The organism is Serratia sp. JSRIV006 (genome assembly GCF_019968685.1).
GTDB classification, from domain to species: Bacteria; Pseudomonadota; Gammaproteobacteria; order Enterobacterales; family Enterobacteriaceae; genus Chania; species Chania fonticola_B.
Genome location: NZ_CP074137.1, coordinates 1,459,140 through 1,479,979 on the forward strand (window position 1 = coordinate 1,459,140; position 20,840 = coordinate 1,479,979).

General features: G+C 52.6%; 32 protein-coding genes, 1 tRNA gene and 1 pseudogene. 9 read left to right on the plus strand and 25 right to left on the minus strand.

All coding sequences use genetic code 11. The annotated features are described in order from the left end of the window. Positions 1 to 17: 17 nt before the first annotated feature. The 4 genes from purK to ppiB all read right to left on the minus strand — a co-directional run bounded on the left by purK (position 18) and on the right by ppiB (position 2,965). The gene (gene purK / locus KGP16_RS06575) at positions 18 to 1,085 is read right to left on the minus strand and encodes a 5-(carboxyamino)imidazole ribonucleotide synthase (RefSeq protein ID WP_218519763.1); all 1,068 of its coding nucleotides are present in this window, start codon (positions 1,083 to 1,085) and stop codon (positions 18 to 20) included. Then, the gene (gene purE, locus KGP16_RS06580; protein WP_021805417.1) at positions 1,082 to 1,606 is read right to left on the minus strand and encodes a 5-(carboxyamino)imidazole ribonucleotide mutase; all 525 of its coding nucleotides are present in this window, start codon (positions 1,604 to 1,606) and stop codon (positions 1,082 to 1,084) included. Before purE ends, purK begins: the two co-directional genes overlap by 4 nt. Before the next feature lie 131 nt (positions 1,607 to 1,737). After that, positions 1,738 to 2,460 carry a UDP-2,3-diacylglucosamine diphosphatase gene (locus KGP16_RS06585; protein ID WP_218519762.1) on the minus strand — a complete coding sequence of 241 codons (723 nt, stop codon included), beginning with the start codon at positions 2,458 to 2,460 and terminating at the stop codon, positions 1,738 to 1,740. Positions 2,461 to 2,470: 10 nt separating this feature from the next. Beyond that, positions 2,471 to 2,965, minus strand: a complete 495-nt coding sequence (gene ppiB, locus KGP16_RS06590) for a peptidylprolyl isomerase B (RefSeq protein ID WP_021180066.1) — start codon at positions 2,963 to 2,965, stop codon at positions 2,471 to 2,473. Positions 2,966 to 3,251: 286 nt separating this feature from the next. Here ppiB and cysS point away from each other — a divergent pair, with 286 nt between their 5' ends. Both cysS and KGP16_RS06600 read left to right on the plus strand, forming a co-directional pair. Continuing rightward, positions 3,252 to 4,637 (plus strand): cysteine--tRNA ligase, encoded by a 1,386-nt coding sequence (cysS, locus tag KGP16_RS06595; RefSeq protein WP_223500992.1) that lies wholly within the window; start codon positions 3,252 to 3,254, stop codon positions 4,635 to 4,637. Positions 4,638 to 4,932: 295 nt separating this feature from the next. Further along, complete coding sequence (locus KGP16_RS06600) at positions 4,933 to 5,658, plus strand: ankyrin repeat domain-containing protein (RefSeq protein ID WP_209528421.1); 726 nt, start codon at positions 4,933 to 4,935, stop codon at positions 5,656 to 5,658. Positions 5,659 to 5,766: 108 nt separating this feature from the next. Here the strand turns inward: KGP16_RS06600 and KGP16_RS06605 are convergent, their stop codons facing one another. Then, the gene (locus KGP16_RS06605) at positions 5,767 to 7,944 is read right to left on the minus strand and encodes an extracellular solute-binding protein (RefSeq protein WP_223500994.1); all 2,178 of its coding nucleotides are present in this window, start codon (positions 7,942 to 7,944) and stop codon (positions 5,767 to 5,769) included. Positions 7,945 to 8,311: 367 nt separating this feature from the next. On the opposite strand from KGP16_RS06605, the gene KGP16_RS06610 reads away from it, so the two are divergent. Genes KGP16_RS06610 through KGP16_RS06620 form a run of 3 tightly spaced genes read left to right on the plus strand, consistent with a single transcriptional unit; the run spans position 8,312 to position 11,102 of the window. Further along, positions 8,312 to 9,133 carry an MBL fold metallo-hydrolase gene (locus tag KGP16_RS06610; protein WP_223500995.1) on the plus strand — a complete coding sequence of 274 codons (822 nt, stop codon included), beginning with the start codon at positions 8,312 to 8,314 and terminating at the stop codon, positions 9,131 to 9,133. Positions 9,134 to 9,144: 11 nt separating this feature from the next. Then, the gene (locus KGP16_RS06615) at positions 9,145 to 10,380 is read left to right on the plus strand and encodes an MFS transporter (RefSeq protein ID WP_021180061.1); all 1,236 of its coding nucleotides are present in this window, start codon (positions 9,145 to 9,147) and stop codon (positions 10,378 to 10,380) included. 8 nt (positions 10,381 to 10,388) lie between these two features. Next, complete coding sequence (locus KGP16_RS06620) at positions 10,389 to 11,102, plus strand: MgtC/SapB family protein (protein WP_094981159.1); 714 nt, start codon at positions 10,389 to 10,391, stop codon at positions 11,100 to 11,102. 70 nt (positions 11,103 to 11,172) lie between these two features. Here the strand turns inward: KGP16_RS06620 and ybcJ are convergent, their stop codons facing one another. Then, the gene (ybcJ, locus tag KGP16_RS06625; RefSeq protein WP_021180059.1) at positions 11,173 to 11,385 is read right to left on the minus strand and encodes a ribosome-associated protein YbcJ; all 213 of its coding nucleotides are present in this window, start codon (positions 11,383 to 11,385) and stop codon (positions 11,173 to 11,175) included. 11 nt (positions 11,386 to 11,396) lie between these two features. Further along, positions 11,397 to 12,263 carry a bifunctional methylenetetrahydrofolate dehydrogenase/methenyltetrahydrofolate cyclohydrolase FolD gene (gene folD, locus KGP16_RS06630; protein WP_223500997.1) on the minus strand — a complete coding sequence of 289 codons (867 nt, stop codon included), beginning with the start codon at positions 12,261 to 12,263 and terminating at the stop codon, positions 11,397 to 11,399. A gap of 227 nt (positions 12,264 to 12,490) precedes the next feature. Between folD and KGP16_RS06635 the strand changes: the two genes are divergently transcribed. The 3 genes from KGP16_RS06635 to KGP16_RS06645 all read left to right on the plus strand — a co-directional run bounded on the left by KGP16_RS06635 (position 12,491) and on the right by KGP16_RS06645 (position 13,230). After that, on the plus strand, positions 12,491 to 12,703 hold the full coding sequence (locus KGP16_RS06635; RefSeq protein WP_209523136.1) for a hypothetical protein: 213 nt from the start codon (positions 12,491 to 12,493) through the stop codon (positions 12,701 to 12,703). Further along, on the plus strand, positions 12,700 to 13,011 hold the full coding sequence (locus KGP16_RS06640; protein ID WP_223500999.1) for a hypothetical protein: 312 nt from the start codon (positions 12,700 to 12,702) through the stop codon (positions 13,009 to 13,011). Before KGP16_RS06635 ends, KGP16_RS06640 begins: the two co-directional genes overlap by 4 nt. A 142-nt stretch (positions 13,012 to 13,153) precedes the next feature. Further along, positions 13,154 to 13,230, plus strand: a tRNA-Arg gene (locus KGP16_RS06645). Between the two features lie 15 nt (positions 13,231 to 13,245). On the opposite strand, the gene KGP16_RS06650 is transcribed toward KGP16_RS06645, so the two are convergent. Both KGP16_RS06650 and KGP16_RS27655 read right to left on the minus strand, forming a co-directional pair. Next, complete coding sequence (locus tag KGP16_RS06650; protein ID WP_223501001.1) at positions 13,246 to 14,409, minus strand: site-specific integrase; 1,164 nt, start codon at positions 14,407 to 14,409, stop codon at positions 13,246 to 13,248. A 131-nt stretch (positions 14,410 to 14,540) separates the two neighbouring features. Next, positions 14,541 to 14,666: pseudogene (locus tag KGP16_RS27655) on the minus strand (helix-turn-helix domain-containing protein); the annotation flags it as partial. Between KGP16_RS27655 and KGP16_RS27660 the strand changes: the two are divergent. After that, a complete protein-coding gene (locus tag KGP16_RS27660; protein WP_223501002.1) occupies positions 14,665 to 14,892 on the plus strand; it encodes a hypothetical protein in 228 nt (75 codons plus the stop codon). The pseudogene KGP16_RS27655 and the gene KGP16_RS27660 sit on opposite strands and share 2 nt — an antisense overlap. 540 nt (positions 14,893 to 15,432) lie before the next feature. Here the strand turns inward: KGP16_RS27660 and KGP16_RS06665 are convergent. The 16 genes from KGP16_RS06665 to KGP16_RS06740 form a co-directional block, all read right to left on the minus strand. Beyond that, a complete protein-coding gene (locus KGP16_RS06665) occupies positions 15,433 to 15,687 on the minus strand; it encodes a DNA polymerase III subunit theta (RefSeq protein ID WP_223501003.1) in 255 nt (84 codons plus the stop codon). Between the two features lie 34 nt (positions 15,688 to 15,721). Continuing rightward, entirely contained in the window at positions 15,722 to 16,099 is a 378-nt protein-coding gene (locus KGP16_RS06670) for a hypothetical protein (protein WP_223501004.1), read from the minus strand. After that, on the minus strand, positions 16,096 to 16,530 hold the full coding sequence (locus tag KGP16_RS06675) for a hypothetical protein (protein WP_223501005.1): 435 nt from the start codon (positions 16,528 to 16,530) through the stop codon (positions 16,096 to 16,098). Before KGP16_RS06675 ends, KGP16_RS06670 begins: the two co-directional genes overlap by 4 nt. 204 nt (positions 16,531 to 16,734) lie before the next feature. Then, positions 16,735 to 17,115 (minus strand): hypothetical protein, encoded by a 381-nt coding sequence (locus KGP16_RS06680; protein ID WP_223501006.1) that lies wholly within the window; start codon positions 17,113 to 17,115, stop codon positions 16,735 to 16,737. A 9-nt stretch (positions 17,116 to 17,124) separates the two neighbouring features. Further along, entirely contained in the window at positions 17,125 to 17,325 is a 201-nt protein-coding gene (locus KGP16_RS06685) for a hypothetical protein (RefSeq protein ID WP_223501007.1), read from the minus strand. Then, positions 17,322 to 17,684 carry a hypothetical protein gene (locus tag KGP16_RS06690; RefSeq protein ID WP_223501008.1) on the minus strand — a complete coding sequence of 121 codons (363 nt, stop codon included), beginning with the start codon at positions 17,682 to 17,684 and terminating at the stop codon, positions 17,322 to 17,324. The genes KGP16_RS06685 and KGP16_RS06690 overlap by 4 nt, the downstream gene beginning before the upstream one ends. 247 nt (positions 17,685 to 17,931) lie before the next feature. Beyond that, a complete protein-coding gene (gene sra / locus KGP16_RS27665) occupies positions 17,932 to 18,141 on the minus strand; it encodes a stationary-phase-induced ribosome-associated protein (protein WP_223501009.1) in 210 nt (69 codons plus the stop codon). Next, positions 18,131 to 18,334 carry a Lar family restriction alleviation protein gene (locus KGP16_RS06700; protein WP_223501010.1) on the minus strand — a complete coding sequence of 68 codons (204 nt, stop codon included), beginning with the start codon at positions 18,332 to 18,334 and terminating at the stop codon, positions 18,131 to 18,133. The genes sra and KGP16_RS06700 overlap by 11 nt, the downstream gene beginning before the upstream one ends. Beyond that, entirely contained in the window at positions 18,334 to 18,705 is a 372-nt protein-coding gene (locus tag KGP16_RS06705) for a hypothetical protein (RefSeq protein WP_223501011.1), read from the minus strand. Before KGP16_RS06705 ends, KGP16_RS06700 begins: the two co-directional genes overlap by 1 nt. Then, positions 18,702 to 19,067 carry a hypothetical protein gene (locus KGP16_RS06710; protein ID WP_223501013.1) on the minus strand — a complete coding sequence of 122 codons (366 nt, stop codon included), beginning with the start codon at positions 19,065 to 19,067 and terminating at the stop codon, positions 18,702 to 18,704. Before KGP16_RS06710 ends, KGP16_RS06705 begins: the two co-directional genes overlap by 4 nt. Before the next feature lie 10 nt (positions 19,068 to 19,077). Beyond that, a complete protein-coding gene (locus KGP16_RS06715; RefSeq protein ID WP_223501014.1) occupies positions 19,078 to 19,344 on the minus strand; it encodes a hypothetical protein in 267 nt (88 codons plus the stop codon). 37 nt (positions 19,345 to 19,381) lie between these two features. Beyond that, a complete protein-coding gene (locus KGP16_RS06720) occupies positions 19,382 to 19,783 on the minus strand; it encodes a hypothetical protein (protein ID WP_223501015.1) in 402 nt (133 codons plus the stop codon). Then, on the minus strand, positions 19,783 to 20,388 hold the full coding sequence (locus tag KGP16_RS06725) for an ERF family protein (RefSeq protein WP_223501016.1): 606 nt from the start codon (positions 20,386 to 20,388) through the stop codon (positions 19,783 to 19,785). Before KGP16_RS06725 ends, KGP16_RS06720 begins: the two co-directional genes overlap by 1 nt. Further along, positions 20,381 to 20,533, minus strand: coding sequence for a hypothetical protein (locus tag KGP16_RS06730; protein ID WP_223501017.1), 153 nt, complete (start codon positions 20,531 to 20,533; stop codon positions 20,381 to 20,383). Before KGP16_RS06730 ends, KGP16_RS06725 begins: the two co-directional genes overlap by 8 nt. Further along, a complete protein-coding gene (locus tag KGP16_RS06735) occupies positions 20,530 to 20,703 on the minus strand; it encodes a DUF5444 family protein (protein ID WP_223501018.1) in 174 nt (57 codons plus the stop codon). Before KGP16_RS06735 ends, KGP16_RS06730 begins: the two co-directional genes overlap by 4 nt. After that, complete coding sequence (locus KGP16_RS06740) at positions 20,700 to 20,828, minus strand: protease FtsH-inhibitory lysogeny factor CIII (protein WP_223501019.1); 129 nt, start codon at positions 20,826 to 20,828, stop codon at positions 20,700 to 20,702. The genes KGP16_RS06735 and KGP16_RS06740 overlap by 4 nt, the downstream gene beginning before the upstream one ends. Between the last annotated feature and the right edge of the window lie 12 nt (positions 20,829 to 20,840).

A 20,840-nucleotide genomic window follows, 5' to 3' on the forward strand; every position in this document is an offset into this window, starting at 1 on the left:
TTGCAGTTGTGAACGGATTATCCCAGCTTTTGCTGTGCCCAGGCCAAGCCACTTTGATACTCGGCTGGCAGCAGCGGCGCTAATGCCTGCAACGCCTGTTGCAAAGAGGCCGCATCGGGATCGTTGAGATTCAGATGACCCACCTTACGCCCCTCACGCACCTCTTTCTCATACCAGTGCAAATGCACCAGCGGCAGGGCCAGCCATTGCTGATTAACCGCCGTACCGATCAGATTGACCATCACCGAAGGGGTATTCACCACCGGCTTAGGCAGCGGCAGCCCCAGGATGGCCCGCAAATGCAGTTCAAACTGGCTGATGGAAGCGCCATTTTGCGTCCAGTGGCCACTGTTGTGGACACGCGGAGCCAGCTCGTTGATCAACAGGCTGTCACCGACGATAAAGCACTCCATCGCCATTACACCCACGTAGTTCAACTCATCGAGGATCGCAGCCAACATCTGCTCGGCCTGCTGTTGCAACGCCGGGTTGGGCTGTGGCAGCGCCACGCTGGTACGCAGAATGCCTTCTTCGTGCAGGTTGTGGGTCAGCGGATAGAATACCGACAGGCCATCGTGACCACGGGCACCCACCAACGATACTTCGCCAGAGAAATTAATCCCCTGCTCGACGATGCATTCACCATAGTTATCCGCCGGTAACTCAGCCTCTTGGCCCGGGCGCAAACGCCACTGGCCGCGTCCGTCGTAACCACCCACGCGGCGTTTAACGATCGCCAACTCACCCAAGGTGGCAAACACCTGGGGCCATTCGCCAGCATTTGCCAGCAATTGCCAAGGTGCGGTAGCGAGATGAAGTTGATCGAGCAGTTGCTTTTGCGTCAGGCGATCGGCCAGACGCGGGAAGATATCGCGGTTGACGAAGTTATTGTGTGTCGCCAGCTCGCGGGTCAGGGCGGTTTCTGGCCAGCGTTCGATCTCTGCGGTGATCACCGCGTTTTGATAGGGCACCGCTTCCGGCTCGGCATCCAGACCGACAGGATAAACCGCAATGCCCAACGGCTCACCGGCCTGGCGCAGCATACGCCCTAACTGGCCGTTACCCAGTACGCAAACCGGCTTCATGCATCCTCCCGTGGGTCTGGATGGTTCAGCACCTCGTCGGTCTGTGCCTGACGCCACTGTGCCAACCGCTGTGCCAGCCCGGCATCGTGCAGCGCCAGGATTTGTGCTGCCAGCAACCCGGCGTTGGCCGCACCGGCTTTGCCGATGGCGAGCGTACCCACCGGAATGCCGCGTGGCATCTGCACGATGGAATACAGGCTATCGACACCGCTCAATGCAGCGCTTTGCACCGGCACACCCAGCACCGGAACCAGCGTTTTGGCCGCCAACATGCCTGGCAGATGCGCAGCACCACCGGCACCGGCGATGATTACGTCAAAACCCATGGCCTTGGCATGTTCGGCAAAGCTGAACAGCTTGTCCGGCGTGCGGTGGGCGGAGACAACTTCGACATGGAACGGGACATTCAGCGTGGTCAGAACTTCGGCCGCGGACTGCATAGTGGCCCAGTCACTTTTTGAACCCATTACGATTGCGATTTTAACCCCAGCGTTGGCGGCTGAAGTAGCGGTGGCTCCCATGAGTGCATGGCTCCTGTGATGTGGACAAACGTCGGCTGGCAGGCCGTATGAGGGCGTAGAGCATATCATGGGTACAGGGAGAGGAAAACGGTTGCGTCGACGGTTTTTACCATCAAAAGCTGGAAAACGGCCTAGAAGGGGAACTCGATAAGTTCCACGGCATCTGCCGTGACTTTAATCATTGAGCCTTGTGTATGCCAGGCTCCCAACACCGTGCGATGGGCTTTACCGTTTGGTAATGCCAGCGGATGGACTGCTGGGCGATGGGTGTGGCCGTGGATCATCCAGTGGACGTTGTGGCGCAACATGGCCTGCTCAACGGCCTGCGGGTTGACGTCCATAATCGCGGTGGATTTGTATTGGTTGCTTTGTTGGCTGCGAGCACGCATTTTAGCGGCGATCTTCAAGCGCCAGCGCAGGGGGAGAGCCAGAAAAGCACGTTGGATCCAGGTGTTATGAACTTTCTTGCGGAATTCTTGATAGGCCTGATCGTCGGTGCACAGGGTATCACCGTGCAGGATCAGGATCTTGCGGCCATACAGCTCGACGACTTGCTCTTCCGGTAGCAGGATCATGCCGCTCTGCCTGGCAAAGCGCTTACCCAACAGGAAATCGCGGTTGCCGTGAATGAAGTAGCAGGGCACTCCGGCCTGGTGCAACGCCTTGAGTGCGGCGGCAATTTCGCGATGTAACGGCTCGGGGTCGTCATCGCCAATCCAGGCTTCAAACAGATCGCCCAAGATATATAACGCATCGGCGTGAACGGCTTCACGCTGCAAAAAACGCAGAAAACCGGCAGTAATTGCCGGTTCCTGTGCGCATAGATGCAGGTCTGCGATGAACAGCGTGCTCATGCAGCCGCGATTACTCGCTGACGGTAACGCTGGTGATCACGACATCTTCAACCGGTACATCCTGGTGCATGCCGCTGCGGCCAGTTTTTACCGCTTTGATCTTCTCGACCACGTCCATGCCTTCTGCCACTTCGGCAAATACGCAGTAACCCCAACCCTGGGAGTTTTCAGCACGGAAGTTCAGGAAGTCGTTATCTACCACGTTGATGAAGAACTGGGCGGTGGCAGAGTGTGGATCGTTGGTACGAGCCATTGCCAGGGTGCCACGGGTGTTTTTCAGGCCGTTGTTAGCTTCGTTCTTGATGGTTGCTTTGGTGTCTTTCTGACGCATACCAGGTTCAAAACCACCACCCTGAACCATAAAGCCGTTGATGACACGGTGGAAGATGGTGTTGTTGTAGAAGCCTTCACGGCAGTAGTTCAGGAAGTTTTCAACGGTAACCGGTGCCTTGTCAGCAAAGGTCTTGATAACGATATCGCCGTGATTGGTGTGGAAAGTAACCATAGTTTTAGTCCTAGCAAGATGAAATGAGCTGTCACATAGGAAGGCGTGTGAGCAATCAGACCGACTTTATAACATATCTCAATTAATCAGTCAGCAGTGGCTAGGGTGGCAGTTTCGCGGCAGAAATACACGTGTTGTTATCTTAGTCTGGATCAGGTTAATTCCGATCTCACGCAATTTTCTGCCGATCAATTCAGCAATCCTTGGGCTTGACCTTGCAATAGAGCAGCCTTCGGGTTTCAATATGCGGATATGTTTGTTATCACGCACACCACGGACAGCCCTGATGCTAAAGATATTTAATACCCTGAGTCGTCAAAAAGAGGAATTTAAGCCCATTCATGCCGGTAAAGTCGGTATGTACGTGTGCGGGGTAACCATTTATGACCTGTGTCATATCGGCCACGGGCGTACCTTTGTTGCTTTCGACGTGGTAGCGCGCTACCTGCGTTACCTCGGCTATTCGCTGAACTACGTGCGTAACGTGACCGACGTGGACGATAAAATCATCCGTCGTGCGGCAGAAAACGGTGAAACCTGCGATCAACTGACCACGCGTATGCTGGCAGAGATGCACGCCGATTTTGATTCGCTGCTGATCGAACGCCCGGATCAGGAGCCGCGAGCCACCCATCATATCGAAGAAATCATCGAGATCACCCAACGCCTGTTGGCACGCGATCATGCCTATGTGGCCAGCAACGGCGACGTGATGTTCTCCATCGATAGCGATCCACAATATGGCCTGCTTTCCCGTCAGGATCTGGAGCAACTGCAAGCCGGTGCGCGCGTGGAAATCGACGATGTAAAACGCAACCCGATGGACTTCGTGCTGTGGAAGATGTCCAAGCCGGGCGAACCAAGCTGGGAATCACCTTGGGGTCCAGGCCGTCCTGGCTGGCATATTGAATGCTCGGCCATGAACTGCAAACAGCTAGGCACCCATTTTGACATTCACGGCGGTGGTTCCGATCTGATGTTCCCGCACCACGAGAACGAGATTGCCCAATCCAGCTGTGCGCACGATGGCCCGTACGTCAATTACTGGATGCACTCCGGGATGGTGATGATTGATAAAGAGAAGATGTCGAAGTCGTTGGACAACTTCTTTACCATCCGTGACGTGCTGGGTTATTACGACGCCGAAACCGTGCGTTACTTCCTGATGTCTGGCCACTACCGCAGCCAACTGAACTACAGCGAAGAGAATCTCAAGCAGGCTCGCGCTTCGCTGGAGCGTTTATATACCGCACTGCGTGGCACCGACGCTAATGCCAAACCTGCTGGCGGTGAAGCCTTTGAAGCGCGCTTCCGTGAAGCCATGGACGACGACTTCAACACCCCGGAAGCCTATTCCGCGTTGTTCGACCTGGCGCGTGAAGTAAACCGTCTGAAGAGCGAAGACATGGCGGCGGCGAATGGGTTGGCGGCAGAGCTGCGTAAGCTGGCCAAGGTCTTGGGCCTGCTGCAACAGGAACCAGAACAGTTCCTGCAAGGTGGCGCGCAAGCGGACGACTCGGAAGTGGCAGAGATTGAAGCGTTGATCAAACAGCGTAACGACGCGCGTGCCGCCAAAGACTGGGCGCTGGCAGATGCCGCTCGCGATCGGTTGAACGAGATGAGTATCGTGCTGGAAGATGGCCCGCAGGGGACCAGCTGGCGTCGTAAGTAAATAGTAATCAGAGCAAGGACCCACTTTTTTACAAGTGGGTCCTTGCCACTAGGATCTCTCCTTTGGTTTACCCATCAAATCTCATTTTCGCCAAGCGGGTGGCTTAAAAACACCCCTGCATAAATCGTTATAGCTAATCAGTTTTTTTGAACTTATTGTGCAAAATTATGCGTTGTGATTATTTTGTGGGAATACTAGTATCTTTAATCTTTATAAGAACGGCACATAACGGATATGTTGGATGAGCTATTGTTTAGGAATGCGCTCAAATTAAGTATATTACATGGAGTTAATTATGAACTTAAAAAATATTATATTTACAGCCGCCTTTTTTACATTTTTACCCCTTGGCTTACATGCTCAGGAAAATAAATCTGCAGTTGATTTATCAAAATTTAGATTTAGCTATGAAGAGATGCATGAAATCGCCAATGATAAATTGCTGTCACATCGTATCTTTTATGAGAAACCGTCAGAAGGCCCTGATGCAGCCTGGTTCGATGCAGTTAAACAGGGAAATTTGTCAGAGGTAAAAAGAATGGTGGCGGCCGGGCAGAATCTGGAAGCGAAGGATGAGGCCTCTCTGGGACAGACCGCTTTAGGATGGGCTGCCTTTATTGGTTATTTGGATATGGTTAAGTATCTTACCGAACAGGGTGCTGATATTCGAGCAACGGATAGGGCCGATGTTTATCATTCGGTCAAATCAGCCGTCATGGGGAAAAACGCGGAGGTTGTAAAATATCTTCATGAGCGCTTAAAGGGTGATGTCGACTGGGATGCTGTCGAGCAAGATGGTGAAACTTTATTTATGGTCGCCGCAGTGGATGGAAGACTTGAGGTGGTAAAATACATTCTGCAGTTTAACCCGGATATAAATGTGGTGGCGAAGAACGAAAATCCAAAAATTGACGCCAGTCCTCTCAGTGGTGCCTGTGAAAATGGGTTTACTGATGTTGCTAATCTGTTGATATCCAAAGGTGCCATCAATCATAAAACCGGTAAATCCAGCTGTGAGTAAGGATGATAGGTAATAGATTTCCAACTGCGGCCAATCTCGCCGCAGTTGGAAAATACCTCTCCTTGGCACGGCCCATTCTTACAGGTAAGGTGGCAAACATGGCTTCCTTCAGGCTTGAGTTTCATTGACCAGTCGCTGATTGATGTAATCAATGGCTTGCTGCGGATCCATTATCTTGTTCACCACGTTGGTCACGCCCTGGCCGATAATGATTTCCGCATGGCGCAGGTTGAACAACTCGCCCTGTAAACCCCGAGATTCACGGATGCCGGTACTAGGATTATCCCGTAGCAGGTTGAACCACGGATAGAGATGCAGGATGCGCTGATTCTGATAGATGCTGCGGTGGGCACTGTTACCGCCCAAAAGCACCAGATGCTCGGTAATTTCAGCCGAATACAGCCAACGGAAGAACTGTTCTACCTGCGCCTTCTTATCACTGAAACGAGACATGCCTAACGAGCCACCGCCCATCTGCGGCATGTTGCCCGGAACTGGCGCGTAACCTATTGCCGGTGATAGAGGGCTGTGGGCGACGTCGTTGAACAGATTCATATACATGATCAGCATCGCCACTTGGCCTTGCTCAAACTGGGCCACCGCAGCGTTCCACCATTCACTGTTGAGATTGGTGGTGACGGTAAGCTGTTGCTGATATTGCCGCAACGCTTCGATGGCTGATGTTGCCTCCAGTTGCACCGGTTTGTCTTGGTGCACTAGCCGCCCACCTAATGCGTAATAGCGCAGCAGAAACTCGGTAGCAATTAACCCGGAACTACCGAGAGTCGTTGATGAACCTATCGGACGCTGCGGGTTACCGGGTTGATGAGTTGCCGTGAAAAAGGCCGTAATGTCATCAAATTCGTCGAAACTGGTCGGGATCTTCAGTTCCTTGCCGGATTTCTCATAGAACATGCGTTTGACCGTGGGGTCTTCGAACAGATCGCGGCGATAGAACAGCAACTGGGTGCTGGCATCAAACGGCAACGCATAGGCTTTGCCGTCAATCTGGCTGAAATGATGGCCAATTTCTTCCGAGAAGTTATCCAGTAGTCCCGTTAGCGCTGGGGAAATTTCTGCCAACGGCGTGAGGGCCTTTTCTGCAAACCAGGGGAGGCAGGCCATATCGATACGCAGCAAATCGTAATAAGGATGCAGATGCAGATTCGAGAGGATCTCAAACACTTCATCATAAGGATAAACCGCGAGATTCACCTTGATACCGGTCTGGCGATAGAAATGCGGCAACAGTTTTCTCAGCGCATCGGTGGAGGGGCTAGGCAAGATCAGCATATTCAGCGTTTCAACCTGCTCAGAAACGGCGGGCATGGGTTGAACGTTGAGAGCAAAGCCGCGGCTATCCAGTATCTGCTCATCGGCCAGTGTCACTAATCCGCAGATATAACGGGCGATTTCCAGACCCAGCCGGGCGTAATCCATCTGATAGTGGTACTGATTGGCTACTACGGCGGGTTCGTTATCGCTGAGTTGCCAGATCGGCGGGCAGGGGACCGCGCTCCCCAGATAGGCCGCCTGCGTCAGGCAACGGGCTTTATCGCTGTCTTGAGCAATCAGTACCTGTGGCGGCTGGCCAGCAAAAAAAGCGAAAGCGGCGGTGTGACATTCACTGGCCGGTGATGGCACGACAGTGAGCTGGGTCGATGGGCTTAACTGTGCCAGCGTAGCTTTCAATGCCTCGACAAAACACTGGCCGTTGGTATAGGCGAGTGGCTCACAAAGCACGCCAACGTGTGCGGGCTGAGCGCGGGCGATCTCGCTGGCAATGGCTTGGCCAGCCAGGCAAAAGTTCAGGTTGAATGTGGCCTTGGCCTGCGCTGGATGGCGATAGACAAACAGGATCTGATCCGCTGGCAGCCGCAGTGTCTGATAATAGCCTTCGCTGTCGGCAAGACAGGAGACCGTAACGATGGTTTGGTAGGATTTTGCGGCCAGCGTCTGCAAGATATCTCTTTCGGCAGAGGGCAGATCGTTAGTGACGTAAAGATCCAGATCGCCTGGGAAAGAAGATCGTAACGATTGCTGAAGCCCGCGGTAGAGCTGGTGATACTGCTCACTGTTGATATCGGGCAGGATCAGCGCAACGCCACTGCTTTTGCTGGCGCGTAGCGACTGCGCCTGGGCATTGATCTGATAACCCATTTGCTGGGCAGCCTGTTTAACCGCCTCGATCTTTTCAACGCTGACATTGCCGCGTCCGTTGAGCACGTTGGAAGCGGTGCCGTGAGATACCCCCGCCAGCTTCGCTATATCCTTGATAGTTGCCATTTTCCCACCGCTTTGAGCCGCCTGTTTTGATGCTAACACCGGCATGAGCGCTCCGCTATCTCGATTTCTATCCAAGCATGAAATTTGGATCGTTCCATAATTAAGTGACTGTTATTTGTACTTAATTAAACCGATGTCACTAAATTGATGAAAAACGTAATAATGACCAAATGTTATTTTTAGTGAATTGATTTTACTAAATATTAAATTAAATTTTTGAAGCCGATCACCAATATGCATTGCAGTGTTAACCGTTTTTTGGCCTCGGGATTATGATTGACACGTTCCAAAATCACCTTCATGGTTCACCTTAACGAAGGCGATAGGAACGATAGGTCAGTAATGTACTGAATAAAAAGGATAAAAAATGAAAATACATTTCCTGGGATCGGCTGCCTCTGAAGGGATCCCTAATCCGTTTTGCCGCTGCGAACATTGCCAACAGGCCCGTTTTCTCAAGGGGAAAGATCTGCGTACCCACTCTTCGGCGATTATTGATGATGTGATGTTGATCGACGTCGCCCCGGAGTTCAGCCAACAGCTGTTGCGTGATGGGCTGGACGCGAGTGGCTTCACCGACCTGCTGTTTACCCATACACATCCAGATCACTTCAACGTCGGTGAGCTGTTTAGCCGAATGGAGGGGTACGGCTTCAATATCGACCATCCGCTGGAGATTTTTGGTAACGACCGGGCGATCAACGGTTGTGCTGCGGTATTACCGGGTTACAGCAAACAGCGTTTTGGTTTCCACTGCCTGGTGCCTTTTGTCACCGTAGAAAGCCATGGCTACAAGATCACACCGCTGCTGGCCAACCATGCCAAGTGGGAGCTGTGCTACGTGTATGTGATCGAAAAAGACGGCCAGACGATTTTTTATGGCCATGATTCCGGCTGGTTCCCGGAACTCACCTGGCAGTGGCTACAGGGCAAAGCGTTGGATTTGGTGGTGCTGGAATGCACCTACGGTTTCAACGGCGACGATCGCACTGACAATCATATGAGCCTGGAAACCGTGTTTGCCGCCCAAGAGAAGCTGCGTGCGATGGAGTGCCTGCATGCCGGCAGCCAGATCGTGGTGTCACATATTTCTCACAGCGGCAAGTTGCTGCATGAGGAACTGGTGGCGGCCTGTCGTGATAAAAACATCACCGTTGCGTATGACGGCCTGACCGTTAACGTGGCATAGGGGGAGATCTCATGGACTTTAACAAGACTCCTCGCCTGCTGATCATGATGTTTGTGCAGTATTTCATGCAGGGTGCCTGGAATATGACGATGGGCCTGGTGCTAAGTACCTACGGTATGGCGGCCATTATCGGTTCATCCTATGCGCTGCTGGGGTTGGCAACGATACTCTCGCCGCTGTTTATCGGCATGGTTGCAGATCGCTTCTTTGCTTCTCAGAAAGTCATGGCGATCCTGCACCTGATCAACGCCGGGGTGATCCTGTGTGTACCGCAGTTTATCGAGGCGCAGGACACCACCATGACGCTGGTGATGATCTTCCTGGTTGGGCTGCTGTTCTATCCGACCACCGCGCTGGCCAACAGCATCAGCTTTAGCCATATCAACGGCGTGAAGTACTTCCCGGTGATCCGCGTGTTTGGCACCTTCGGCTTTATGGCGATAGGTTTCATCATCGGGCAGATGGGATATTCCGGCGATACCATGACCTGGTACATTGCTTCGGCCGCTGGGGTAGGGTTGGGGCTGTACTGCTTTACCTTGCCGGATACACCGCCGAAGGCCAAGGGCAGCACCTTCACCCTGCGCGATCTGCTGTGCCTGGATGCGCTGTCGTTATTTAAAGATCGTAACTTCTCCATTCTGATGCTGAGCATCTTTGTGTTGATGATCCCCAAAACCGCCTATTCCGCCTATATTCCGGTATTCCTGAAAGCGCTCGGGTTTGATAACGCCGCCTCCATGATGCAGGTAGGGATCGCCTGTGAAGTGGTGTTTATGTTCCTGCTTTCGTTCTTCCTACTGAAAGCGGGCTTCAAGGTGACGTTGATGATGGGCGCGGTGTGCTGGATCATCCGTTCGGTGCTGTTCTCTCAGGCTGCGCTTGACGCCAACATGACGTTTGTCCTGATTGGCCTGATGCTGCAAGGTTTCTGCTGGGACTTCTTCTTTACGGTAGGGGACATCTATGTCGACCGTAAAGCACGGCCCGAAATCAAAGCTCAGGCCCAGAGTCTGCGCTTTATCGTCTCCAATGGTTTTGGTTTGTTGTTCGCGTCCACCATTTGCGGCCAGATCTTCAACAGCACCGTGACTGAGCAGGGCCCGCAGGCGTTACCGCAGTGGGAAAGCTTCTGGCTGTTCTCGGCGATTATCGCCGCCGTTGTCTCGGTGTTCTTCTTTATTTTCTTCAAGGACGATCTTTCTAAACAGAAAACGCCGGCGGCAATGAAGCCTGCGCAGCAATAGGAAGCAACATGGACAGCTGGTTATCGGTGCTGGGCGGGTTGGGGCCGCTCCATCTGGCGACGGTAGGCAAGATAGTCGCGGCGTTTGTTCTGGGGGGCGTGATTGGCCTGGAACGTGAATCCAAGGGCAAGCCCGTTGGGTTTAAAACCTGCGTGATCATTGCCGTCGCCAGCTGTGTATTAACGGTGGTGTCGATTCAGTCTGCGGAGTATTACGCCGAGATATCCGTCAATATTCGCAGCGATCCCATGCGGTTGGCCGCACAGATTATCAGTGGGGTGGGCTTCCTGGGTGCTGGGGTGATCTTGCACCGCCGTGATGACGCCATTTCCGGTCTGACGACCGCCGCGATCGTTTGGGCATCGGCGGGAGTGGGGATTGCCTGCGGAGCCAGTTTTTATTTGCACGCAATCTTGGCTACTGCACTGTTTTTACTGGCGATAAAAATCAGCCCCTATATTTTCCTGCTGCAATCGAGGGATCACTATCTGGGGAAGGTCAAAGTACGGCTGATACTTGATGAGCAGGCAGGGTTAGCCAGCTTGATGGCCCAGCTCAATCAGCAGAGAAACCTGATTGATGCGATGACGATACGTGACGTCAAAAAGCACAAGATTGAAGTTAACTTTAAGCTAACGGTAAGGAAAAGGACGACCCTGGACGAACTGTATGGCACGTTGCGTGCTATGCAACACGTGTGCTTCGTTGCATTGGAGCATTAACAGGTTTGAGTAAATCAAAAATGCCGGGTAGCTTAGCCAACCCGGCATTTTTTTCCTGGCGCTTGAACAATCAGGCTTTAACCGTGACGTTCATGCCTTTGTAGCTGACCTTCTGGCCATCAACGATCTTGCAGCGCTTACGCGTTTCGACCTGACCGTTTACTTTGACCTGCCCTTCGGCGATCACTTCTTTCGCGGCACCGCCGCTGTCACACCAGCCCTGGAACTTCAGCAGATCGCACAGTTCGACATGAGGGTGACCTTCCAGATTGAAAATTTCCATACTGCCTTAACTTAGTTAGGTTGAACGTCGTGAAATTCCTCGCAGGCTTGCAAGGTATTTTGGATCAGTGTAGCAACGGTCATGGGGCCGACGCCACCTGGGACCGGAGTAATGAAGGCCGCACGTTCGCTTGCGGCTTCGAAGTCTACGTCGCCGACTACTTTACCACTTTCCAGGCGGTTGATGCCGACATCGATCACGATCGCACCCGGTTTGATCCAATCACCTGGAATAAACCCAGGTTTGCCCACGGCCACGATCAGCAGATCGGCATTTTCTACATGGTGGCGCAGGTTTTTGGTAAAGCGGTGCGTGACGGTGGTGGTACAGCCCGCCAGCAGCAGCTCCATGCTCATCGGGCGGCCAACGATGTTGGAGGCACCCACTACCACGGCATTCAGGCCATAGGTATCGATGTTATAGCGTTCCAACAGGGTGACAATACCGCGTGGGGTGCAAGGGCGCAGTTTAGGCGCACGCTGGCACAGGCGGCCGACGTTGTAAGGGTGGAAACCGTCCACGTCTTTATCCGGGCTGATGCGCTCCAGCACCTTCACGTTATCAATGCCCGCAGGCAGAGGGAGTTGCACCAGAATGCCGTCGATCTCTTTATCGGCGTTTAATTTGTCGATCAGCGCCAGCAGTTCAGGCTCGGTGGTGGAAGCGGGCAGATCGTAAGAGCGGGAGATAAAGCCCACTTCCTCACAGGCCTTGCGCTTGCTGGCGACATAAATCTGCGAAGCCGGATTCTCACCAACCAGTACCACCGCCAGGCCCGGCGCACGCTTGCCAACTGCCAGACGTTGTTTCACTTGCTCAGCCACTTCGTTTCTAACCTGCTGCGCAATCGTTTTGCCATCAATAATCTTTGCTGCCATCAGTGAGGAAATCCATCATTTAAGAAAAGCGGGGGATGGCGCTATTTTGGCAGAAGAGAGGCGCGCTGTCAGGCTTTCGATCGGGTTAATGCAGAGAATAAGCACACGATTGCGTCGCGGTTTAGACATTTTTTACACCAAAGGAATGATCCTCTACGCTTTTTTTACCTTCAGTCGTTTAGGGTTTACCCATTGCCCTGGCGTTTGGGGCCTATGGAGGCAGGATCATGCAGACGATTACTCGGCTCTATCCATTGCATCAACCTGGTGGAAATCCACCAGATGAACAGCGGCATATTGGTGAAACGGTGTTTGATTCCTCACTGCATCCGACGCAGGTGGCGTTGTTGCAGGCATTACATCGGCTTTGTAAGCCGAAAGAGGGCCGTCCTTCCTGGAGCCAGCGCATGGCGCAGTGCTACAAAAGGGGCCGCCAATGATGCGTAGCGCTCTTTTACTGTTGGCATTGCTGCTTGCTACGCCACTTTGCCTGGCATCGATGAATGTCTTGCCAGCCAGTGAGTTGCCGAGGGCAATGCTGGCGCGGACCTGTAATGTGCTAAACGTTCCGCAGGCCGATTGGGGGGATATTAGCGCCGTGGTGCGATCGGCTCGTGCCTGCTTGTCGCAAAAAGCAGGGCAGGGGCCAAACCCACGCCCACGCTTATTGGCACCGGCGGCTGAACCACAAGCGGTTGATGAGAAGGTATTGTGGCAGGGGATTAGCGTAGCCAGATCATCGCGTTAGGGTGACTTATCATAGCTTTTGTGTGCGAAAAATCGCCATAAAACACCTCTGCCGCCGTCACATTGTCAAAAGGCATTGACTCGATAACCTCTGACCGTATAATCCAACTCCGCAACCTCGGTTGCCGCATCCGCATTTCAATGCGCCCTTAGCTCAGTTGGATAGAGCAACGGCCTTCTAAGCCGTAGGTCACAGGTTCGAGCCCTGTAGGGCGTACCATTAAGAATCATAGACTTAAGCATCATTTGTTCCTTCTTGTTTTTCCAGGTGAGACAGATTTGGGACACTAACGCCAAAAATCGCATCAATCTGGCGAGCATGTTCGGTCAAATGACTTGGTGCCAGGTGGGCATACCGACGCACCATTTCTATTGACTCCCACCCCCCCATTTCCTGCAGAACAGATAGCGGGACACCGGCCTGAATTAACCAGCTCGCCCATGTGTGCCGCAAATCGTGGAAACGGAAGTTCTCTATCCCCGATCGCTGTAGTGCTAGCCTCCACGCTGTATTTGAATCAATGCGCATTTTCCTGACAATAGGCGTAACTGTACCGTCAGATCGCTTTGCTGCCTGGGTATGCACAAACACCCATTTATTGTGCTTACCTATCTGGTCACGCAGTACCCGGCAAGCGGTATCGTTGAGAGCGACGCCGATTGCCTTTGCTGACTTACTCTGCTCTGGGTGTATCCACGCCACCCGGCGCTGCATGTCAATCTGTGACCACTCAAGGTCTATGATGTTCGAACGACGAAGCCCAGTGGAAAGCGCGAACTTAACAACGGACTTCAACGGTTCGGGACATTCATCAACCAGGCGCTGAGCTTCCACAGGCTCAAGCCAGCGAACGCGCTTGTTTCTAACCTGTGGCACCTTTATTACAGGTGCCTTTTCTAACCACTTCCAATCGCGCTCAGCAGCCCTTAGCAGGGACTTCATCAAAGCTAGGTGCTTGGCCTTCGTGGATGTCGAAACCTGCTGTATTTTACGCTCAGGAACATCAAGCCCTTTCCTTGCCAACGCCTCAACTCTTAACTTCCAGTTTTCAGCCGCACGCCGGTTTGTCATCTTGCTTATCGCTGTGTAGAGCTTTGCCTCAGTGATATCCTTCAGCTTCACTCCCTCAAAATGCAAAAGCCAGAATCCCATCCGGCTCTTATCATCATCCAGCGATTTCTTGTCGGCTTTCTCTTCGATCCAGCGCAAACACGCCTCTTCGAAAGTGACGTCCGGCACCTCCCCCAACTTATCTATTCGCCACAGTTCAGCCTTTCTTCTGTCGTGCAGCTCCTGCGCTTGGCGTTTGTCTTCTGTGCCAAGACTTTCCTTAATACGCTTGCCGCCTGGTTGCGTGAAACTTGCATACCAGATTTTACCTCTGCGGAAGATGGACATGGTTTATCCTCATGTTTATCAGCCGCGCTCACGGCGACAGTGTGGATCGGATTGTTTATTGCGGCAATGCAAGCGTGACGAGTAATGAGATAGGGCGACTTTGGCTTACTGGGGTCTTTGCGGGATGCTGCTAGCCGTCCTGAGCGTATCATCTGCGTTAGTGTTGGTCTTGATACACCCAGGAAAGCACACGCCTCCTGCATTGTGAGGCTGTATTTATCCACTATTACCTCTTTATTTCTCTGCGTATACCTCATGACACACACAATTAAGCTGCAGCCAGGCCGGTGGCCTTGTTGGCAGCAAGTGTGCAACCTTCAGAGCGTGTTTATCGAGGATTTGCCGGTAGGTGAGTGTATTGCCTGGTTGGCTGAATTCTTTGATGGCTTCTTTGGCCTGGCTACGGATAACGTTGTTTGTGAGTATGTCCACGCCTTACCCCTCCATACCCATCCCCAATATCGCCGCCGCAGCGCACAATAGCGCTATGACTATCACCACCTCCCAATCAACTCTAATCTTCATGCTACCCTCCGATTCTTCAGGCTCCACTGATGGCGCTCGTTATCTTCGCGGCACTCTTTGCAGCAGAAGTTTGTTCCTGGCACTGATGGCTCACCGCAGTCGCCGTTCAGGCAGATGGGGGACGGTGCAGGTTCGTGCTGCCGAGAAGTCAGCGCTACTTGAATGTTGAATTGCTCAAGCTCAGAAGCTTGGTCTAATTGGTCTGCGTACATGGTTTGTCTCCTAAGCCTAATATTCTCTCGACATCATCAGCAGAACAGCCGGATGCCAAAGTCATATGCCCTTCATGTAAAGTAACTTTGACCGGTGCCGGCATAACTCCGCACTGGCTCCAAAGACCTTGATGAATAACTTGCTCTAGCGAATCCGTGCTAACCCTGCCATCTGTGAAATAGGCGCGGGGAATCCTGACGCTGATGATGTTCATAGGGATACTCCGAAGGATTTCGGGTAATAAAAAACCCGCTCAGTGGCGGGTTGATTTGTGGTTCTTGTCAGCTACTTCTTGCCGTTGGCCTCGGCCATCTGCTGATAGACAGGGGCTGATCCGGTGGGTAGCTGTTTGCTAACGCCACGGTAATGCGCCAGCCGCTCAAGGAAGTATTCACGTAAGTGCTGCGGCTGCTGCGCTGCTACTTCAGCTGGTATCACTGGCATGTTCATTCGCTCTTTGTAAGCAACGCCGGACGCGGCTAAATCGACGTTAACCTTGTCCATATCGTCTTTGGGTAAGTCTGCGAGATTGTAAGACATAGATTCCTCCTGGTCGGGAGGATTATAGCGCGGGCTAAGGCTTGTGGCCTCTATCCTTTGTATCCTCGCACATATCCATTACCTTTTTCTTAAAGAAGTCGCCCCAGCAACCAGAATGCATTTTCTCACCCGTCACGACCCCGACAATCCCTTGCTTTGTTTTCATTGGCTTTCCACACACTGCGCATGGTTCACCATTTGCTTTATGGGAAAAAATACTTTCCTGCCTACTCCTTCCCCCGCTCAAGATAAGGTTTGAAATGCGGATTAATGGAAGTGGCCACAGCAAAGAAAAATACAGCAGAGCGGCAATATTGTTTAGTGCGCCATCTGCCTCGACTTTTCCGGTGGCGAAACATAGCGCATAGAGACAAACACCGATAATCAGGTAAACCCAGTACCATTCCATCATTCGCCTGCCTTGGTAGGGGTAGGTGCTGCTGCCAGCATTGCAGCGCGACAGGCGTTCCAGCCTGATGCATAAGCGCCATATGCACCACTCAATCCGATCCGTTCAACTTGAGCTGCTATCTCAAAAATCTCCGGGGCATTATCGACAGTGATAGCATCTGGCACTGCAGGCGCAGCCGGGGCGGTGTATAGCGGTATCGTATAGCCCTCTTGCTCATTCAGCCGCCTGTCTACCGGCCACGCACGAAGATAAAGGCCAGTAGCCTGCATGTTGCTTATTTCCGAGCGATGAGTGAACCCTAACGGCTTCGCCTCCCTTACAGCCAGCAGCTCGGCAGCCATGGATGCGGATTCATCATCCTGGGTACAAGTAAACGCGTTGCCTGATGCGATTTTCTTCAGCCGCTCAGTTGTTACCGTTGATATGGTCATGCATCACCTCCCTACCAGGCAAAATCTACTTTGAATTTATTCCCACACTCAGGGCATTCCACATCAACGTTTTCCGTAGTTTCCAGCGCGTAACCACGGGTGCCGTCAGTAAATTCGCCATCTGAGTTTAGGTCGAAACTTTCCTCGCACTTTGGGCATTCAACCCATAAATCGACTGACCACAGAGCCTCTACGTTTGGCATATCACTCCACCTCGACCTTGTGACCTGCTGATCGAATGCGATGCATTACCGCCGCTGTCCCCATTACAGACACCGCCTGTCCACTAACTTTTATGAAAAACTCGGCTGGCAACTTAATCGGCTTGTGCTGCTGTAGTCGCTGCTGAAGCTCTGCTATGCGCTGGTCTTTCTCTTCCAGCGCTGCCAGCAGTTGATCGATGACCGCTGATGCACGTAAGGCCGTTTCAGTGATAGGCAAGTCACACTCATGCTCTGTGCCGTTCTCACCCAAATCTGACATAACGGCAAAGCTATCGCTGTCGATTTCGTTTTCAGCCAGTTGCATCATCAGGCCGGACAGGGTTTCCGCCTCAAGCCTCAGTGCTTCTAATTTATCTGTCATGCTGTCACCTCAGTAGCTGTATAGATTTGTTGTTTGCACGGTTCCAGCCGAGTACAAAGACCAGTTATCAGGCCTGCGCTGCCCGCGAATTCGCTCCCTCTCTAACTCTTCCATTTGCCGGTTAAATTCACGCAGTGGGTCAGGTGCGTTTTGATGGCGAGCCTGTCTGAGTAAATGCTCAAGGTATTTAATTTGCTCTTCAACGCTCATAGCTTTGCTTCCTCCTGGGCGTCACCGGCATAGCTGCCATACCACCAACCGTCGTCACCCTTCGTGAGGTGGACGCGGATTGCCTTTTCTTCTGCTGGGATAACCTCATCTGCTGCTTTACGTGGAAAAGAGAACGAATGCCCAACGCGGCCACACAGCTTGTGAGTACCAGCATTACCCGTTCTCAACCGTACTTGCTTCACTTCCGCATCGATTTGAACATCGATGGTTGGTTGTTTTGGGCCTTCGAAAACAGCACTCGTTATATGCCCATTGCCAGTTCTGCGGAAAGTAACTGCCGGACCTTTTGTGTCATTACGAGAAAACTTCCGCATAGACTTAATCGATACGAATGCCATTAGTCTCTCTCCCCCTGTGTGTGCTGCCCCGACTTCAATGCGCGCGACATTCCGAATATCACCCCACGCAATGCGTAATTACCTATACGCCTTGCTCTCCGCTGGCGGCGGGTTAACGCAAATCTCTCTATCCACGCAGGTTCCCACCCAGACCAATGATCTGAGCACTTGCGAAACTCAATGCGCCGTGTGTTGCTGATTTTCCCGAATGCACCGAACAAGCGGCGGGCTGCGCGGTTACTCTTCATCACATAACCCCCTTCGTGCTTACTTGCCATGTGCATGGCATTTTTTCAAAACTGCGTTGACGAGAAAGGTAAAATCCGCAAGGAACTGACCAGCTATTCGTTTGTGTTACAACCCATTTCCCGGTGCGTTTGCACTTTGCTTGAAACTGCGTATTGCTTAACCAATGCGGCATGTTCAAGACGCGCCGCGCCTGCCTGTTACTCTTCATGATGGGCCTCGCTGTCACTGGCGCGGCGGTTCCAAGCCTCAATCAGCGACTTTTTTGTTTTTCCGCGCATAATTAACTGGCATTTTTTACAGCGTGTTTCCCATACTTGCGGGTTGTAATACAGAGCTACATTCTCTGGGGGAGTTGATTTGCCTCCGCAAAACGGGCGCGTCTTCAGTTCGCTATTTGCCATCACTTAGTTTCCTTTTTTCGTGGTGCGCCTCTGTATTCAGGGCGCGCCGGGTGCTTCGGCTTTTCGATTACGTTCGCCAGCAATGCTTTCCATGTCGCCTCGTTGTTGCGTAGCCAGCGACCGTTGTCGTCATCAAAGAAACCGGGTTGGACAGGGCGAGAAAGAGGCTCGGCCGCATCACAAGGAACGGCGACGTTATCGCAGCCACAGTTGTAATAGCCGAGGTTCTTTCTAATCTGGCTTTCTGTGTAGCGGCCCGCCGTTTCTAAGCGCCCACGGTAGCCTGAATTATTAGCGGCCCATAGAGTGATGTAAGGGCTACTGCGCTGCGTGTGTCCAACGCTGATAACGAAATACTCGCGTTCTTTCATACCCGGCCCTCCCGCAGCTCGACGGTGTACGCTTCCAGTACCTTGATAACCTGAGCCACTGCCGGTGCCTGGTGGTTCATGATGATGGTGATGCGCTCGATACCCTTCTCAATCGCTTTAGCCTCTACTTCTGCCAGTGCTGCGGTGACGTTTGGTGTTTCGACTTCAGCCATCACCCGCAAAGCCAAAGAGTAAAACTCGTCCTTGGTGCCTGGGGTATAAGCAATGCCATCAACGGTGTTGAGGTGGCCGTGGTTGTATCCTGCTGCGTAGACTTCTTCAGACTGCGCTCGGAGTTCTGCACACTCAGCAACAACAGCATCCAGCCGCTGCTTGAGCTGTTCGTAAGTCAGTACGTTCATGGTTTTATCCTTAGTCGTTACGCTGCACACCGAACCGGCCCGTCATGCCGTCGTACCAAGTGCCAACGTCAGAATGTTCGCCGCTGGCCGGGTTATCTAAGGTGAACGGCTGGCGGCCAATAGGAAGTAAGTGAGTAGGGCAATCAGGTTTAAACGCCGCAATCCGTGCGGCTGTTCGCGTCATCATCTTGTTGGCGCGTTGATGTGTCTCTCCCCGCTTTAAGGCATCAAAGGCCGCGAGGCATCCCGCAACAATTGTCGCGTAGTCGTCTTTCATGATTGGTTACCTGCGGGGAGGGGGGTTGCTTAGCTACTCAGAAAGGAGGCTCATCGCTCCAGCCCGATTGATTGTTTTGCTGATTCGAGTGCTGCCCGGAGTTTTGTTGCGGCTTCCCCTGGTTGACGCCTGAGTGCGCAAAACCGATCCGGGCGTTCTGCAGCTCAAGCGTGATGGTCTGCCCGTTTTGCCCGTCGTACACTTCAACGCGAATGCTCTCGCCGCTGATTTCCACGATAGCGCCTTCAACTAACACACTGCGATAGTAATCAGCTTGCGGGCCGGGCTTAGCAAACACAGCGGCGCTGTAGTTCGTCCATTCCTTCTGCTTCTTCTGCCGATCGTAGTATTGAACCCCGGCGCGGATGTTAAAGCCGATGCTGTCACCGGCTTGGAATTCTCGGGCCGCTTTGTTAAGTCGTACTGTGATGCTGTGCATTAAATTGGTAACTCCAAGTCAGTTTTTTGAATGTTGTAGACCTCGGTGGCCTTGCTGAGCAGATCCTTGCTTCCCGCCAGTTTTGCCTTCGTCCACGTGAATGCCTCTTCAAGACCGGCAATATCAAGAGTGGGGGCCGCCGCCGTGAATTTATTAAGTACCTGCTGAGGCGTAAGCTTTGGCTTCTGCGGTTCGGGCTTAGCGGCATCTTCCTGCTTGCGATGCTCGCCTGTGTCCGCGTCCTTGGCGTCATCGATACCGAACAGGCCGTTTAAGCAGTATTTCCGGGCATACGAGCTTGTTGCGCCGGTAACCTGTGCATCATCCATGCCTTTCTTTGTGAGCGCTTCACGGGCCATTGCGGAGGCGGAATGACTATGCTCGCCGTCTGTGATGGTTGCCGTGGCTTTCACATAGAACCGATCGCCGATTTGTACTATCTCATCGCTGATAGACAGGAACAGGTCGCCAAGCAGTGGCTTAACGCCTTCGAGAATGTCTTCGCAGCTGCGGTAGTTATAGTTACCGAACGTGTTGCGCTGGTTTTTTGGTGCGTTGAGTTCGCGCTGAATCTTCGCCAACTGTTGAAAGAATGCTTTACTCATAACCGATCCCCATTTGTTGGGCCTGACGTTCTGACCTGAAATCTGCGGCAGCCTCTATGGCTGCTAGTTCGTCTGTCATCTCTTCGCTGATTTCGCCGAGCATGTGAGAGACAAACAGATCATCGTTATCCAAAAGCTCTTTCATGCCGCTTGCTCCTGTTCGTCAGCCCATCCCATATATATTTCCCATGCCCAGCGGTAAGCCCTGTAACGACCATCCTCGGTATCTGGAAACTCCCTGGTGTAACGTGTGGCAAAAGCCTTATTTACCTGTGACACGCTGATGGTGCCGATACTGACGGGTTTTATTCTCATGGCTCACCTCTCTGGTTCAGCGTGTCTTTAAGCCAGCGCCCTATAACGCGCATCCGGCGAGTGATTCTTTCGAGTAGTGATTCCTGGTAGCCAGCAATAGGCCACCCTGCAACGGCATATTGCATGGCTTGTTCCTT

Coding starts and splice junctions, on each gene's coding strand:
- KGP16_RS06585 (WP_218519762.1), bottom strand. CDS start 2,460: ATGAGCACGCTGTTCATCGCAGACCTGCATCTATGCGCACAGGAACCG.
- KGP16_RS06615 (WP_021180061.1), top strand. CDS start 9,145: ATGGACTTTAACAAGACTCCTCGCCTGCTGATCATGATGTTTGTGCAG.
- KGP16_RS06710 (WP_223501013.1), bottom strand. CDS start 19,067: ATGAACGTACTGACTTACGAACAGCTCAAGCAGCGGCTGGATGCTGTT.
- KGP16_RS06700 (WP_223501010.1), bottom strand. CDS start 18,334: ATGGCAAATAGCGAACTGAAGACGCGCCCGTTTTGCGGAGGCAAATCA.
- KGP16_RS06715 (WP_223501014.1), bottom strand. CDS start 19,344: ATGAAAGACGACTACGCGACAATTGTTGCGGGATGCCTCGCGGCCTTT.
- purE (WP_021805417.1), bottom strand. CDS start 1,606: ATGGGAGCCACCGCTACTTCAGCCGCCAACGCTGGGGTTAAAATCGCA.
- sra (WP_223501009.1), bottom strand. CDS start 18,141: ATGAAGAGTAACAGGCAGGCGCGGCGCGTCTTGAACATGCCGCATTGG.
- cysS (WP_223500992.1), top strand. CDS start 3,252: ATGCTAAAGATATTTAATACCCTGAGTCGTCAAAAAGAGGAATTTAAG.
- KGP16_RS06690 (WP_223501008.1), bottom strand. CDS start 17,684: ATGGCATTCGTATCGATTAAGTCTATGCGGAAGTTTTCTCGTAATGAC.
- KGP16_RS06675 (WP_223501005.1), bottom strand. CDS start 16,530: ATGACCATATCAACGGTAACAACTGAGCGGCTGAAGAAAATCGCATCA.
- KGP16_RS06670 (WP_223501004.1), bottom strand. CDS start 16,099: ATGATGGAATGGTACTGGGTTTACCTGATTATCGGTGTTTGTCTCTAT.
- KGP16_RS06720 (WP_223501015.1), bottom strand. CDS start 19,783: ATGCACAGCATCACAGTACGACTTAACAAAGCGGCCCGAGAATTCCAA.
- KGP16_RS06685 (WP_223501007.1), bottom strand. CDS start 17,325: ATGAGCGTTGAAGAGCAAATTAAATACCTTGAGCATTTACTCAGACAG.
- KGP16_RS06640 (WP_223500999.1), top strand. CDS start 12,700: ATGATGCGTAGCGCTCTTTTACTGTTGGCATTGCTGCTTGCTACGCCA.
- KGP16_RS06740 (WP_223501019.1), bottom strand. CDS start 20,828: ATGCAATATGCCGTTGCAGGGTGGCCTATTGCTGGCTACCAGGAATCA.
- ybcJ (WP_021180059.1), bottom strand. CDS start 11,385: ATGGAAATTTTCAATCTGGAAGGTCACCCTCATGTCGAACTGTGCGAT.
- KGP16_RS06600 (WP_209528421.1), top strand. CDS start 4,933: ATGAACTTAAAAAATATTATATTTACAGCCGCCTTTTTTACATTTTTA.
- KGP16_RS06605 (WP_223500994.1), bottom strand. CDS start 7,944: ATGGCAACTATCAAGGATATAGCGAAGCTGGCGGGGGTATCTCACGGC.
- ppiB (WP_021180066.1), bottom strand. CDS start 2,965: ATGGTTACTTTCCACACCAATCACGGCGATATCGTTATCAAGACCTTT.
- KGP16_RS06725 (WP_223501016.1), bottom strand. CDS start 20,388: ATGAGTAAAGCATTCTTTCAACAGTTGGCGAAGATTCAGCGCGAACTC.
- KGP16_RS06680 (WP_223501006.1), bottom strand. CDS start 17,115: ATGACAGATAAATTAGAAGCACTGAGGCTTGAGGCGGAAACCCTGTCC.
- KGP16_RS06620 (WP_094981159.1), top strand. CDS start 10,389: ATGGACAGCTGGTTATCGGTGCTGGGCGGGTTGGGGCCGCTCCATCTG.
- purK (WP_218519763.1), bottom strand. CDS start 1,085: ATGAAGCCGGTTTGCGTACTGGGTAACGGCCAGTTAGGGCGTATGCTG.
- KGP16_RS06705 (WP_223501011.1), bottom strand. CDS start 18,705: ATGAAAGAACGCGAGTATTTCGTTATCAGCGTTGGACACACGCAGCGC.
- KGP16_RS06610 (WP_223500995.1), top strand. CDS start 8,312: ATGAAAATACATTTCCTGGGATCGGCTGCCTCTGAAGGGATCCCTAAT.
- KGP16_RS06735 (WP_223501018.1), bottom strand. CDS start 20,703: ATGAGAATAAAACCCGTCAGTATCGGCACCATCAGCGTGTCACAGGTA.
- KGP16_RS27660 (WP_223501002.1), top strand. CDS start 14,665: ATGACACACACAATTAAGCTGCAGCCAGGCCGGTGGCCTTGTTGGCAG.
- KGP16_RS06650 (WP_223501001.1), bottom strand. CDS start 14,409: ATGTCCATCTTCCGCAGAGGTAAAATCTGGTATGCAAGTTTCACGCAA.
- KGP16_RS06665 (WP_223501003.1), bottom strand. CDS start 15,687: ATGTCTTACAATCTCGCAGACTTACCCAAAGACGATATGGACAAGGTT.
- KGP16_RS06730 (WP_223501017.1), bottom strand. CDS start 20,533: ATGAAAGAGCTTTTGGATAACGATGATCTGTTTGTCTCTCACATGCTC.
- KGP16_RS06635 (WP_209523136.1), top strand. CDS start 12,491: ATGCAGACGATTACTCGGCTCTATCCATTGCATCAACCTGGTGGAAAT.
- folD (WP_223500997.1), bottom strand. CDS start 12,263: ATGGCAGCAAAGATTATTGATGGCAAAACGATTGCGCAGCAGGTTAGA.